General features: G+C 49.5%; 10 protein-coding genes. 5 read left to right on the top strand and 5 right to left on the bottom strand.

What is annotated here, in order from left to right:
• Nucleotides 1-9: 9 nt before the first annotated feature.
• A complete protein-coding gene (locus P2W84_RS07210) occupies nucleotides 10-690 on the bottom strand; it encodes a succinate dehydrogenase cytochrome b subunit (RefSeq protein ID WP_276089446.1) in 681 nt (226 codons plus the stop codon).
• 177 nt (nucleotides 691-867) lie between these two features.
• A complete protein-coding gene (locus tag P2W84_RS07205; RefSeq protein ID WP_276089445.1) occupies nucleotides 868-2,400 on the bottom strand; it encodes a Do family serine endopeptidase in 1,533 nt (510 codons plus the stop codon).
• Between the two features lie 208 nt (nucleotides 2,401-2,608).
• Between P2W84_RS07205 and dapF the strand changes: the two genes are divergently transcribed.
• Nucleotides 2,609-3,394, top strand: coding sequence for a diaminopimelate epimerase (gene dapF, locus P2W84_RS07200; protein ID WP_276089444.1), 786 nt, complete (start codon nucleotides 2,609-2,611; stop codon nucleotides 3,392-3,394).
• Here dapF and P2W84_RS07195 read toward each other — a convergent pair whose 3' ends face one another.
• Nucleotides 3,395-5,674: a helix-turn-helix domain-containing protein gene (locus tag P2W84_RS07195; protein WP_276089443.1), complete on the bottom strand. Its 2,280-nt coding sequence runs from the start codon at nucleotides 5,672-5,674 to the stop codon at nucleotides 3,395-3,397.
• A 68-nt stretch (nucleotides 5,675-5,742) separates the two neighbouring features.
• Here P2W84_RS07195 and P2W84_RS07190 point away from each other — a divergent pair, with 68 nt between their 5' ends.
• On the top strand, nucleotides 5,743-8,547 hold the full coding sequence (locus tag P2W84_RS07190) for an outer membrane beta-barrel family protein (protein ID WP_276089442.1): 2,805 nt from the start codon (nucleotides 5,743-5,745) through the stop codon (nucleotides 8,545-8,547).
• A gap of 56 nt (nucleotides 8,548-8,603) precedes the next feature.
• Nucleotides 8,604-9,395, top strand: a complete 792-nt coding sequence (locus P2W84_RS07185) for a GLPGLI family protein (RefSeq protein WP_276089441.1) — start codon at nucleotides 8,604-8,606, stop codon at nucleotides 9,393-9,395.
• A gap of 28 nt (nucleotides 9,396-9,423) precedes the next feature.
• On the opposite strand, the gene P2W84_RS07180 is transcribed toward P2W84_RS07185, so the two are convergent.
• Nucleotides 9,424-10,119 (bottom strand): response regulator transcription factor, encoded by a 696-nt coding sequence (locus P2W84_RS07180; RefSeq protein WP_276089440.1) that lies wholly within the window; start codon nucleotides 10,117-10,119, stop codon nucleotides 9,424-9,426.
• A gap of 11 nt (nucleotides 10,120-10,130) precedes the next feature.
• Nucleotides 10,131-11,969, bottom strand: a complete 1,839-nt coding sequence (locus P2W84_RS07175; protein ID WP_276089439.1) for a HAMP domain-containing sensor histidine kinase — start codon at nucleotides 11,967-11,969, stop codon at nucleotides 10,131-10,133.
• Between the two features lie 372 nt (nucleotides 11,970-12,341).
• Here P2W84_RS07175 and P2W84_RS07170 point away from each other — a divergent pair, with 372 nt between their 5' ends.
• Nucleotides 12,342-13,775, top strand: a complete 1,434-nt coding sequence (locus P2W84_RS07170; protein WP_276089438.1) for a sensor histidine kinase — start codon at nucleotides 12,342-12,344, stop codon at nucleotides 13,773-13,775.
• Nucleotides 13,776-13,778: 3 nt separating this feature from the next.
• On the top strand, nucleotides 13,779-14,180 hold the full coding sequence (locus P2W84_RS07165) for a response regulator (protein WP_276089436.1): 402 nt from the start codon (nucleotides 13,779-13,781) through the stop codon (nucleotides 14,178-14,180).
• The last annotated feature ends 18 nt before the right edge of the window (nucleotides 14,181-14,198 follow it).

The following is a 14,198-nucleotide window of genomic DNA, read 5'->3' as shown; positions in this document are numbered from 1 at the left end:
CGTTCTTAATTATTTAATAAAACCCAGGTAGATCGCCAAAGGCATCAAAGCAAATATGAAAGGGATAATAATGGAAAACCATACACCTGTCTTCCTGATGACCGGCGTATATTTTTTATGGTTCCAGCCTAAGGTCTGGAAAGCCGAAGCAAAACCATGCAGTAAGTGATAAGCAAGGGAAAACATGGACAGCACATAAAGTGCGACGATGACCGGATTCTGAAAGGTTTCTACCATTACTGCAAAAAGGTCGTGGTTACCATTCGCATCCTCGGTAGGAATACCGGTAAATCTTGACATCACCCAGAATTTTGAGATGTGTACGATCAGGAAGATCAGCAGCAGTGTACCCAGAAGGCCCATTGACCTGGAGTACCATTTGCTGTTGGCAGAACCGTTATTGACCGCATACCTTACCGGCCTTGCCTTCTGGTTTTGAACCGTAAGGTTATAGCCCTGGTAAATATGTCCCAGCAATCCGAGAAACAAAACTACCTCCATGGTCCTTATAACCCAGTTTGTCCCCATAAAATGGGCACCCATGTTAAAAGTCAGCCCCCCGTCATTCACAAAGATGAGAGAATTCAGGAAGCAGTGTACTACGAGAAAAGAGATCAGGAACAGGCCGGTAATACCCATTATTAATTTTTTCCCTATTGATGAGGAAAAAGCGTTTCCGAAACTAGCCATTAGAATAATATTTTTTTAGTTCTGTTGTGCAAAAGTATTTAATTAAAAAATTAATTGATAAATACCAAAGACAAAATAATGACAAATGAGCTATTTAGAAACATTCTAAGAATTCGGAGGCAGGCAATAAAAAAAGGGGCATGAAAAGCCCCTTTTTTATATCCCAGAGAATAACGATCAATTGATACTATAGGTAAAAGATCCCTGCGGTCCGACACCAGTGATGGTAGTCATACCATTTCTGGAATTCGGCAATGCATTCTCTACATCCTTTGAACTGTTCACCGGCCGGCCATTCACGGAAGTAATGATCACCCCTTTAGGCACCTCCCAGTTGTCAAACAACTTACCACGCTCTGTACCAGTCACCACTACTCCGCTCTTCACACCATACTTCGCTTTCTGAGCCTCAGAAGCTGGGGCAAAGGTTGCCCCAAGCTTATCAAAGCTGGTTCCTGTAGGCTTATTGCTGGACGCTGTCTTCGGCCTGGTGTCCTCGTCTCCCCTTGACTTCAGGGTCACACTTACATTTTTCAGCTGGCCATCCCTCAGGTAGGTCAGTTGTATTTTATCGCCAGGGCTCAGACGGCCGATCCTTTCCTGCAGATCAGGAGAGTCATAGATGGTCACACCGTCTACCTTTTTGATGATGTCGCCTTTCTTCAGTCCGGCAGCCGCAGCGCCGCTGTTCGGCAATACTTCAGAAACATACAGGCCTGTAATGTCCTTTACATCCAGCTTTTCAGCATTGTCCGCATCAAGCGTAGTAAAACTTACCCCGATATAACCACGTTTCACCTCGCCATATTTCCTGAAATCGTCCAGGATCTTTTTAGCCAGGTTCACCGGGATCGCAAAACCATATCCCTCATTCCTTCCGCTTTGCGAAGCGATCGCCGCATTGATGCCTACCAGCTCGCCGCTTGCATTCACCAGCGCACCACCGCTGTTCCCCGGGTTAATCGCTGCATCGGTCTGGATATAGGACTCGATGCTGGTATTCGCCCTAGAAGGCAGCTTTCCTGTTCTCTGGTATTCCTCATATTCTTCTTCGGTGGGCGGCTCCTGGTTTCTGGCCAGTATGCCGATGCTCCTTGCCTTCGCGCTTACGATACCCGCAGTAACCGTAGTCTGCAGATCCAGCGGGAAACCTACAGCCAGTACCCATTCACCGATCTGCACATTATCTGAGTTGCCCATCTTCACGATCGGAAGGTTGCTGGCCTCTACCTTGATCAGCGCCAGATCCGTATTCGGATCAGTTCCGATCACTTTTGCAGCGACCTTACGCCTGTCCGAAAGGATCACTTCGATCTTATCCGCTTTCTCTACAACGTGGTTATTGGTCACAATGTATCCATCCGGAGTCAGGATTACGCCGGAACCTGAAGCGGCCCTCGGCACACTTTGCATCCTTCTGCCACCGCCACCGAAAAATTCCTCAAACATGTCAAACGGAGAGCCTCCGACCCTGCTTGAGGTATTTCCATAAGTGGTCTTGATGTGCACTACCGCAGGTGAGACTGCAGCTGCAGCCTCTACGAAATCGACAGCTCCTGCTGAGGAAATCTTAGGGTTGTTCGCAAAGATCACCTTCTGCTGTTCCTCGAAGGAAAGGCTCTGATCCTGGCGTTCCAGCATTTTGTACCCGCCAATTGCAGCCGCACCACCTACAAACGCGGCCAACACAATTACTCCTATTTTTTTCATTTCTTTCATTTTTTGATTCATCTACCGGGCGATCAGTGTCGCAGTTCTGTGAGCCGGTACCAAAAGCTCATCGGAATATCATATTAACACCGTCATCGCATTTATTGCTTTCGTTAATTCAAATTTAATACCATATGAACGATATTTGCATCAGAAACAAGTCAGGAACATTGTTAAAAAATGTTAAAGCCTGGCAGCTAAACCACTCGTGAGCATGCACTTCTATAAATACCAGGGCGCCGGAAACGACTTTATCCTCATTGACCACCGTATGGGGCCGTTAAAAGACATCAGCTACAAACGCATCCATGAGTTGTGCGACAGGCGTTTCGGCGTCGGTGGAGATGGCCTGATGTTCCTTACAGACCATCCGGATTACGATTTCGAGATGCATTACTTTAATGCCGACGGCAATCCCGGCAGTATGTGCGGCAATGGCGGCAGGTGCATCGTCGCCTTTGCCAGGCACCTGGGCATTATTGACAAGGAAACTAACTTTCTGGCAGTAGACGGCCCGCATTATGCCAAAATTTCCGAAAATGGCGAATGGGTAGACCTGCAAATGATCGATATCGACACGATTACCAGGGACGGAAATGCCTATGTACTCAATACCGGTTCACCCCACTATGTCCTGCAGACGGAAAACCTCAAAGACCTAGACGTTTATCAGGAAGGCAAAGCCATTCGCAATAACGGCACCTACCGGGAAAAAGGCATCAATGTCAATTTCGTAGAAGACCAGGGCGACAGGCTCTTTGTCCGCACCTTCGAGCGTGGTGTGGAAGATGAAACCTTTGCCTGCGGTACCGGTGTTACTGCCGTGGCACTGGCAGTTGCCCGTCACAAACAGCAAAGCGGCCATATTGAAACCCCGGTAAAAGTACTTGGCGGTGACCTGAAGATCAGCTTCGACTATGACGGCCGGCACTTTACCAATGTCTTCCTGTGCGGCCCGGCAAAAAAAGTATTTGAAGGAGAGGTAGAACCCTGATCAGTCTCCCCCGGCAATGGCTGCGGCCAACCCGATCTTGATCTCGCCAAAAGAATATTCCCGTCCCAGGTATTCCCGGATCGGGTTCATTTGCTTTGTCTTCAGGATCCGGATCGCCTCCAGGATAGCCTTCAGTTTGTCCTCCCCGATGATCCCGGCCCCCGAGACCAGCCCTTCCGCTACATAATGGGCAAGGTGCCCCTCAATCGTTCCGATTACCATCTTACGCTCCAGGGCGATCTCTGCAATTGTCTTCCCTGATCTGAACAGTTCCAGCGACAGCTCCTTGGTATCTGTCTTAGGTTCCCTGGCTGCTGCTGTCTTTGCTTTTTTCTTCTTCTTGACGGCCTCACCGGCAAAAAGGTCACGCATCAGTTGGTCACGTTCCGCATTGCCGATCAGCCGTTCCGCATCCTGGCGCCTGAAATCCCTGTTATCCATCAGTGCCTGCAACAGGCCCGGAGCCTTTTGCATGCGTTTCATCTGCTCATAAAAGACCGATTCCATTTCTATCAGCTCGCCCAGGAATTCCTTTACCTGCTTCTCGTCCTGTTTCACCAGTCCGATACGTTCAAGAACCTGCACAGAAAGACCTGTCAGCAGCGGCACGAAATAAGTACTGGCGGCCGAAACCCGCTCCAGCAATTTCATCCTGCCTTCTTCCGATGCATCCGTACCCAGCCTGGTCAGTTGCACCTTAAACTTATCCCCGCTCTTTCTCAGTTCCACTACGGCCTGGAACAGCTTTTCCGCCCACTTATGGTGTTTCTGCTTCGCAGAGCGGTAAATGTCCTTATTGTAAGAATGTACATGCTCGTACAGGTAATTATCCAGCGCCGAAAGATCAAAGCATTTCAGCAGGTAATCCATCAAAAAACGACCGGTTTCCTGCCCCACCTGCTCCTGCAGAACCTCCATATCCGGCTTGGTCCCCGAAAAAAAACCGACATGCTGGTCCGGTCTTATTCCGGATCCGAGCAGCGAAGTCAGCACCAGGCCGTTCAGTGAACGCAACCTGGACAAGGCTACATATACCTGTCCGGGTGCAAATGCATTGCCCACATCGATGATCGCCTTATCAAAAGTCAGCCCCTGGCTCTTGTGCACCGTAATTGCCCAGGCCAGCTTCAGGGGGTATTGGGTAAAGGTTCCGACCAGGTCCTCCTTGATCTCCCCGGTCACTTTGTCTGTGGTATACCTGATGTTCTTCCAGGTATACTTCTCCAGCACGATCCTCGGTCCGCCGCCTTCCGGAGCCACCTCGATCAGGTCGGGCTTCAGATCCGTCACCACCGCGATCTTGCCATTAAAAAACCGTTGTTCTCCCGTAGGGTCGTTCTTGATGAACATCACCTGTGCCCCTGTCTTCAGCTCCAGGATATCGTCCGCAGGAAAGGCATACTCACTGAAATCATCTTCTATCTTTGCCCGGTACAGGTAGCTATATCCCGGCAGTTCGTCCAGGTGTTGCCGGTTCAGGGTATCCGCCTTGTTGTTGTGCGTGGTCAGCGTAATGTATTTATCCTTCAGTTCCGGCTTAAAATCTGCCCGGTAATACCGTTGCAGCAAATCCATATCGGCCTGGGTTACCCTATTGTTCCTTAAATTATTCAGCAGGTCCACAAACACCTGGTCTTCCTGCCGGTAGATCTTATCCAGTTCGATATACACCGGCGGATGCTCCCGCAGCACCTCTGCATCGAAGAAATATATACTCTGATAAAACTGAGAAAGCAGGCTCCACTCACTGTTCTTCACTACAGGCGGCAACTGATAGAGGTCACCGATAAAAAGTACCTGTATACCTCCGAACGGGGCATTGTTCCTGCGGACATAACGCAGTACCACATCCATTGCATCCAGCAGATCGGCACGAAGCATACTCACCTCATCGATGATCAGCAGCTCCATATCTACCAGCACCTTTCGCTTTGCCGCGTTCATCGTCAGATGTTTCACCACCGTTTTCGGAGTATGGTATTGCGTACCTTCGCCAGGATCACCCGGAGGATTCCGGGGCAGAAAAGTCCCGAAAGGCAGCTGGAACAGCGAGTGGATCGTCACACCCGACGCGTTGATCGCAGCGATACCGGTAGGGGCCACGATCACCGCCTTTTTATAGGTGTGCGCCACCAGGTTCCTTAAAAAGGTAGTCTTTCCCGTACCCGCCTTGCCTGTCAGGAAAACATGTCTGGATGTATAGTTTACAAACCTGGCCGCCAGTTCAGCCGGGCCCAGCTCCATCGCTTTCAATACCTCAAAGCTAACAAGAATTAACAAAATTTAACATGCCGTATAATTAAATACTAAAACCTTAGTTATATATTTGAACCACCTAAAAACCAAACATGAAGAAAGTCGCTCTCCTGACGGTGCTGCTGTTATGTTCCTTTGGACTGATCGCACAAACCAGTTATACGATCAAGGGTGCTGTTACCGACACCATGGCCAGCTATAAACTGGTCAATACCACCATTACCATTCTCAATCAGCAGGATTCAACACTGGTGAGGTTCGCAAGGGCAGATGCCGAAGGCCATTTCAACCTCAGCACACTCCGGCCCGGCAAATTCATCCTGCTGGCTACTTATCCGGGCTATGCAGATTACGCCGAAACATTTGAGCTTGACAGCGCACACACCGCTAAAGATTTTGGCACCATCGACCTCATCCTCAAATCAACGTTACTGCAGGACGTCATCATCAAGGGCAAAGTTGCTGCCATCAAGATCAAAGGCGATACCACCGAATACAATGCCGGCAGCTATGAGATCGCCCCCAATTCCAAGGTAGAAGACCTGCTTCGACAGCTTCCGGGCATACAAGTTGATAAAGACGGTAAAATTACCGCCCAGGGCGAAACCGTCAAAAAAGTCCTTGTAGACGGCGAAGAGTTCTTCGGCGATGACCCGACACTCGTCACCAAGAATATCCGCAGCGATATGGTCGATAAGGTACAGCTCTACGATAAGAAAAGCGACCAGGCCACCTTTACCGGCATAGATGACGGGGAAAAGACCAAGACCATCAACCTCAAACTGAAGGAAGATAAAAAGAACGGTTATTTCGGTAAGCTGGAAGGTGGCGCGGGCACCAGCAGATTTTATCAGAATCAGGCCATGTTCAACGCCTTTAAGGGTAAGCAGCGCTTCTCGGGGTATGGTATTTTTGGAAATACCGGGCAGACCGGTCTCGGCTGGGAAGACAATTCCAAATACGGCAGTTCCGGCAATATGGAAATGAGCGACGATGGCGGCGTCATGTTCTTCAGCAGCGGAGACGATGGGTTCAATTCCTGGAACGGCCGCTACGATGGCCGGGGTATCCCCAGGGCGGCCAGCGGCGGCCTGCATTACGAGAACAAATGGGACAGTGACAAGCATGCCCTCAATACCAATTATAAGATCGGCCAGGTAGACGTGGCAGGCAATAGTGACAACATCAGCCAGAACAACCTGCCTGACGGCATCATTAGCAATAATTCCGCACAACGTTTCGACAACAGCGTATTCCGCCAGAAGGCAGACGCCACCTATACCATCAAACCAGACAGTACCAGTTCACTGAAATTCATGATGGACGGCTCCAAAAGTAATACCCGGACCAACGACAGCTTTAATGCTTTCAGCCGGCGGGCAGACAGCTCATTCATCAACACCAGTGACCGGAAACTCAGCAACGATTCCGAAAAGCAAGGATTTAATGCTTCGGCACTCTGGTCCAAAAAGCTGAAGAAAAAAGGACGTACCCTATTACTTAACATCCAGGAAGCATACAGAAAGACCAGTGACGACGGCTACCTGTATTCGACCAACAACTTTTACGGTGCAGGCGCCCTGCCGGGAAGTATGCCCGACAGCACCCGCACCATCGACCAGCAAAAAGTAACCGAAGCCAGCAGCAATAGCCTTAATGGTAACCTGACTTTTACTGAACCCCTTTCAAAAAGCTTCTCTCTCGTCGTCAATTACGGGTTAGGCCTGATCAACAGCAGTTCCGACCGCCGTTCCTATAATAAATCGGCCTCTGGCCTGTACGATCAGCTGGACACCCAGTTCAGCAATGACTTCCAACTCGATCAGCTCTCGAATAAGGGCGGCATAGCAGCCAATTACAATAAAGACAAAACCAGGTTCAGTCTGGGTACCGACATCACCCATGTAAACTTCAACCAGTACAATGGGTATACAGGGCAGACCTTTAAACGTAATTTCGTCAATGTAAACCCGCGCGCCAGCTACGGCTACCGCTTCTCACAGCAACGCGCTGTCAGTATCAATTATTACGGCTACACCAATCAGCCCGGTATCGAACAGATACAACCGGTAAGGGTAAATACAGACCCGCTCAACATTACGCTCGGCAATCCCGACCTGCGCCCGTCTTACAGCAATTCTGTGAGCATGTATTATAACTCCTATAAGATCATCACCGAACAATCACTATGGATATACGGAAGCTACCAGATGGGTTTCAACCCGATCACCAGCAGTGTGACCACCGATCTTGCTTCCGGTAAGACGACCTATCAGTCCATCAACCTCAGCGGAAAAACCCCGGCTAGCTTTAACCTTGACATCAATACCGATAAAAAGATCAAGGCAATAGACCTTTCAGTTGGCCTCAGCCTGTCGGCGAACGGGAATACCAGCTATAACCTGACCAATGGTGTGCTCAACAAAACCAGCAGCAATACCTTTAACGGAGAGATCAGCTTTGGCAAATACAAGGCGAAGGCATATAATTTCCGGATATCCGGAGGTCCGGCCTATAACACCATTGTTTCCTCACTTCAGTCCGCGGCCAATAACAAGGGCTGGGGATTCAACAGTAATGGAAGTGCAGGCATCACATTACCTGGAAAAATCGAAATCAGTACCGACGGCAACTACGAATACAAGGCCAGGACTGCAGCTTTCTCCGATAACTTCAGCCGGTTCATCTGGAACGCGACCATCAGCAAAAAGTTTTTCAGGCAGGAAAACCTGGCCCTGAACATTACAGGGCGCGACCTGCTTAACCAGAATGCCGGCTTCAGCCGCTATGCCAGCGGCAATACGATCAGCCAGAACAGTTACACCACTATCCGAAGGTACTTTATGTTTTCCCTCGTCTGGGACTTTAACAAAATGGGCGGGGCACCGGCAAAATAGCACGCTATGAACCCCGGCACCAGATCCACCTGGCAAATAACCTATAGAAACAAAAGATGAAACAGACATTAAAAGCAACCTGCGGCGTACTCTTCTTCAGCATCATCCTTCTGGCAGGCCCTGTAGTGGCCCAGAACGTCCGGTTTACGCCAAGCGGCGTCATCGAATACGAAAAAAGCGTGAACATGTTTGCCCTGCTCAAGCGCAACATGGGTGAAAGCACCAGTAATTTCTGGAAAGATCTCTACGAAAACTATCGCCGCAACCAGCCTCAGTTCAAGGTATTAAAAAGCACGCTCGTCTTCTCCGGCAACAAAACCCTCTTTACCCCTGTAGCGGAAACTGAATCGGAGCGCGGGTTCTTCTTTTCAAATGACCCGATGGTAAACCAGAACAACACCATATACAGCGATCTTTCCAGCAATACCTTCATCGCCCAGAAGCAGGTCTACGAAGAAACCTTTCTTCAAAAAGACAGCCTGCGCAAGATCAACTGGAAACTGACCAGCGAAATGCGTACCATTGCCGGTTACGAATGCCGCCGGGCCAATGCCATTATCCTCGACTCCATTTATGTCGTCGCCTTTTATACCGATAAGATTCCTGTATCCGGCGGACCTGAATCCTTCACAGGGCTTCCGGGTATGATCCTGGGCGTGGCCCTGCCCCATGAAAACATCACCTGGTTTGCAAAATCCGTTACAGACAAACCCGTTGCCGCAGCAGAACTCAAGCCCCCGGTCAAAGGGAAGTCAACAGACTATAAAGGATTAAGTAAGATCATCAACGATGCCCTCAAAGACTGGGGCGAATATGCAAAATCTGCGCTCAAGGCATTCTCCTTGTAACCTGGCAGTCTCTGCGGGAAGTAAAAACTTAATTGACCAGCAGTTTATAACCCTTACCGTGCACGTTCAGGATCTCCACCCGGTGATCTTCCCGCAGGTATTTCCGCAGCTTGCTCAGGAACACGTCCATGCTACGCCCGTTAAAGTAGTTGTCATCATGCCAGATACTCAGCAGCGCCTCTTCACGGGTCAGCACTGAATTCTTTTTCAGGCAAAGCAGGCGCAACAGTTCTGCCTCCTTGGTAGACAGTTTCTGGTTCTGACCCTTATAATGAATCATTTGTGTCGTATAGTCGAAGGTATAGTCACCGATCTCAAAGAAGGTCTGCGGAGGCAAAACCTCAACAGGCTCCTTGGCCGCGACACGTTTCAGCAAGGCATTGATCCGCAGCAAAAGCTCTTCGATACGGAACGGTTTGGTAATGTAATCGTCACCGCCAAGGTCATAAGCAGAAGCCTTGTCTTCCATCATTGCCTTTGCCGTAGCGAAAATGACCGGCACATGCTCGTCAATCTTCCTGATCTCCTTACCCAGCGTAAAACCATCCTTCTTCGGCATCATCACATCCAGTATGCACAGATCGAACTTCTGCTTCGTGAAAGCCTTCAGGCCCTCCTCCCCGTCCACACACAATACCACATCAAACTTACCCTTAAGCTGCAGGTAATCCTGCAAAAGCTGTCCCAGGTTCGGGTCGTCCTCAACCAACAAAATCTTCTTCATGCGTCGCTAATTTATACGTTTAGTGGTATACTGATCTCAAATTTCGTTCCCTTGTCCTTCTCACTGTGCACTTTTATGGTGCCACCCATCTGCTGCAGGATATCCTGCACATAATTCAGGCCCAGTCCAAAGCCCTTTACATCGTGCAGATTGCCTGTCGGCACACGGTAAAACTGGTCAAATATCCGCCGTGACTGTTCTTTGGTCATGCCGATCCCTTCATCAGCCACATCGATCTGCAACTTCCTGGCCGTGTTTCGGGTACTGATGGTAATCTTAGGGGTACCTATGCTGTACTTATTGGCATTATCGATCAGGTTATAAATGACATTAGACAGGTGCAGTTCATCGCCCTTTACCACGGCATCTGTCGCTTTCAGGTCCAGCGTCACCACCGCTTCCTTCTTTTGCAGCTGCAGCGACATGCTGTCGGCTACCGCGACGATCAGTTCATTCATATCCACAGGCGCTTCTTCCAGTTTCAGCTCCTTTTTCTCCAGCCGGGCGATGCTCAGTACCCGCTCGATATGGTTACCCAGGCGTACGTTCTCATCATAAATAATACCTGCAAGCCGGTTTATGCGCTTCTTGTCCTCCACGATCTCCGGATCCTTCAGCGCCTCGCTCGCAATCATGATCGTCGCCACCGGCGTCTTGAACTCATGCGTCATGTTGTTGATGAAGTCTGTCTTCATTTCCGAGATCTTCTTCTGCCTGATGATCGCATAGATCGTATACGTAAAAATAAAGATCAGCACCAGCAACAATCCAGCCGACGAAGCCATCGTTATCCACATATTGCCAATGATCAGTGCGTTCTTATTCGGAAAGCTTACGAACAGCATCCCCGGGTCACGGAAGATGTCATTCCCGAACAGGGGGATCTTATAGGTATTGCTCGCCAGGTTTTCCTCCTCCTTATTATCGGAAGCCTGCCTGTACAACAGTGAATCCTTATTGGCCAGCTTCAGCCAGAAATCATAATTGATGCTGATGTTGCGGTTCAGCAGTTCTTTTTTCAGCAAGGCATCCAGTTCATCCTTTCCGATACGCTTTTCCAGCGGTACGTTGACCTGCATCATCTCCGTACGCACATCCTTCAGGTAGTCCAGGCTGTTCATCTCCATCATCACCGTATCTTCCACCAGGGCCTTCAGGCCTTCTTCATACCGGCGTCTGGCCAATTGGTCTTCCCTTTTAAAGTTACTGGCCAGTTCCGGCGTAATACGCTCCAGTGTTACGGTAATGGGGGCAAAGGTCTTGGGATTAAAGGCAAGGTATCGTACGCTGTCCGGCCATTGCCCGGCAGGAGCAGCAAATAAGGTACTGCGCTTGGTCAGCAACTGCTGCTTAACCTGCCCCTTAATGTTACCAAATTCATCCTCAAAATAATCTACCCGTACCTCCAGCACAGACTTGGGGTCTTTTTTCGCAGGGCCCGATATCGCCTGAAACTCATCTTCACTGATCATTCTCGGCTCCAGAAATGTCTTGCGCAAAATACTGTCCCGTATATTCAGACTCTCATTGATCTTCACCAACTGGGCCTGCCTGCGGCGCGCCTCTTCTTCCTTAAATTTTTCCTTGAAATCAACAATGGCCTGGGCCTGGTCGCGTACTGCCTGATCGCGCTGGCGCCTCATCTCCACATCCTTCTTACTGATATGACTGGCAGCATAACGCTTCTGCACCTTACTGACCACGTCATTCAGCGCCTCGTTTACATTCTGCTCAAAAAGCTGTGATTTCAGGTTATACGCCTCCTTGATGTAATACAACTGCATTACAAAAACCCCGAGTAACGCCACCGTCATCAGGGTCGAGATCAGCCAGAGACTCCGTTTCTTCATCTTAGTTCCTAAACAAATTTAACGAAGCCTTAAGATAAGCCGGGATTTTTAACAAAATTTAACAACGAGACCTTGGAATATTGCAATGTATCCAGTAACGATCACCTTCCGATCTGCTGTGTATCCGCTTACGCGGCAAAAGAAGTATGAATAATCTTTGAGTCCGCCTTTTTTCGGAAAAAAGGCGGACTCAAGGCGTACTCACCGCGTACTCACCGCTTACTCACATTGGTATCAGGTGAGAGAAGAACCGGACACAGATCAATTTAAAAATGCCGGAAAATCCATACCCCTCTTTTTTACCGCTTTTTTTCCTTTTCTTTACATCATCTCCCGCACATTCATATTGCAACGCATACCGGCTTGACCACAATGCAAACTAAAATCGAACTTTACCAGCTGGTCTCGGCACTGGCCGGCCTGGGTATTTATGAACGCAACCTGAGCACCGGGGCAGTGTACTGGAACGAGTACTTCCGCGAGATCCTTGAAGTAGATGCGGAGTACCAGCCGGATGGAGAGATTGCAGCTATATTTTATAAAAATCCTGATGAGGTCCGTAGCATGATCCGGCAGGCGGTAGCGCTTGGCAAACCGCAGCAGGCTACCTTGCAATTGGTTTCTGCAAAGGGAAATCTCAAATGGGTAAAGATCAGGATGCATGTCCGGACAGACCAGACGACAAACGATATCATTTACGGTACGTTTGAGGATGTGACCGAGGAAGTGGTGCTCAAGCAGCTCCTGGAAGAAAGGGAACGCAGGTTTGTACAGGCATTTTCGCATGCGCCTATCGGAATGGCCCTGGTTTCGCCGGAAGGACGCTGGATGCGAATCAACGACAGCCTTTGCACCTTGCTCGGTTTCGATGAACAGGAGCTGACCGGCAGGTTCTTCAGGGATTGTACCCATCCCGACGACCTGGACGCAGACCTGGAAAAGATGCAGCAGCTCCTTGCCGGGGAAATCATCAGCTACAGCATGGAAAAAAGATACATCCATAAAAGCGGGCATTTTATCTGGGCACTGCTTAATGTTTCGATCGTCAGGGATGAGGACCAGCAGCCGCTATACTTTATTTCTCAGATCAAGGACATCACGGAGCGGAAAAAGAATACTGATACCATCAGGGCGCAGAATGAGCGCCTGCTCAATTTCGCGCACATCGTGTCGCACAACCTCCGATCGCATGCCGGCAACATCCGGATGCTCACCAATATGATCAGCCTGGAAACCGACGCTGCAGAAAGGGAGATACTGATCAGCATGCTGGACACGAATGCCGAAAACTTGCTGAGTACCCTCGCGGGCCTGAACGAGGTGGTAAAGATCCATGACGAGGGGCTCTCGGGAAGGGAGGTTGTTTCCCTTTGTTCAGAGATCAGCCGGGTGACCACGATCCTCTCGGCCTCTATTATCAGGGAAAAGGCCACTGTGCTGGTCCGTACCGACAGTGATGTCGAGGTCCTTTTCAACAAGGCTTACCTGGAAAGCCTGTTTATCAACCTGATTACCAATAGCCTGAAATACTGCCATCCGGACCGTGCCCCGGAAATCACCATTACCATCGAGGCCTTGCTCGGATCGGTGAACATCATCTATTCTGACAACGGCTCAGGCCTGGACATGGGCCTTCACGGACATAAACTTTTCGGTCTGTACAAAACCTTCCACGGGAACGAAGATGCCAGGGGCCTGGGATTGTTCCTGGTGAAAAACCAGGTCGAAGCCATGGGCGGCACCATTACGGCCGAAAGCAGCCCCGGCAACGGCATTACCTTTTACATCAATATTTCTAAAAACTGACTTATGGAACAACTGGACGTCGCCTGTATTATCGACGATGACAAAATCTTCACTTATCTGCTGTCAAAACAGATGCAGCTGATCAATTTCAGCAAGACCACGCTCATTTTTCCGAATGGCCTGGAGGCGTTGAAATACCTGAAACCGATCCTCGAATCGCCGGAATCACTGCCTTCAGTTATTTTACTGGACCTGAATATGCCGGTACTGGACGGCTGGCAGTTTCTGGACCAGTTCGTGCTGCTGAAACCTAAAAAGAAGATCACGGTGTATATTGTCAGTTCGTCCATTGACGCTGCCGACCATGAGCGGGCGAAAAAATACGAGGCGATATCGCAGTTTTACATCAAGCCGGTTACACAGGCCCATCTGACGGAGATGCTGATGCACCTGAAGTCGGCCTGAGCTGAAGTGTACCTGCAG

Origin of the sequence: Pedobacter sp. JY14-1, from assembly GCF_029269825.1 — a bacterium.
Lineage (GTDB): Bacteria > Bacteroidota > Bacteroidia > Sphingobacteriales > Sphingobacteriaceae > Pedobacter.
This window is presented reverse-complemented; position numbering and strand designations above follow the sequence as displayed.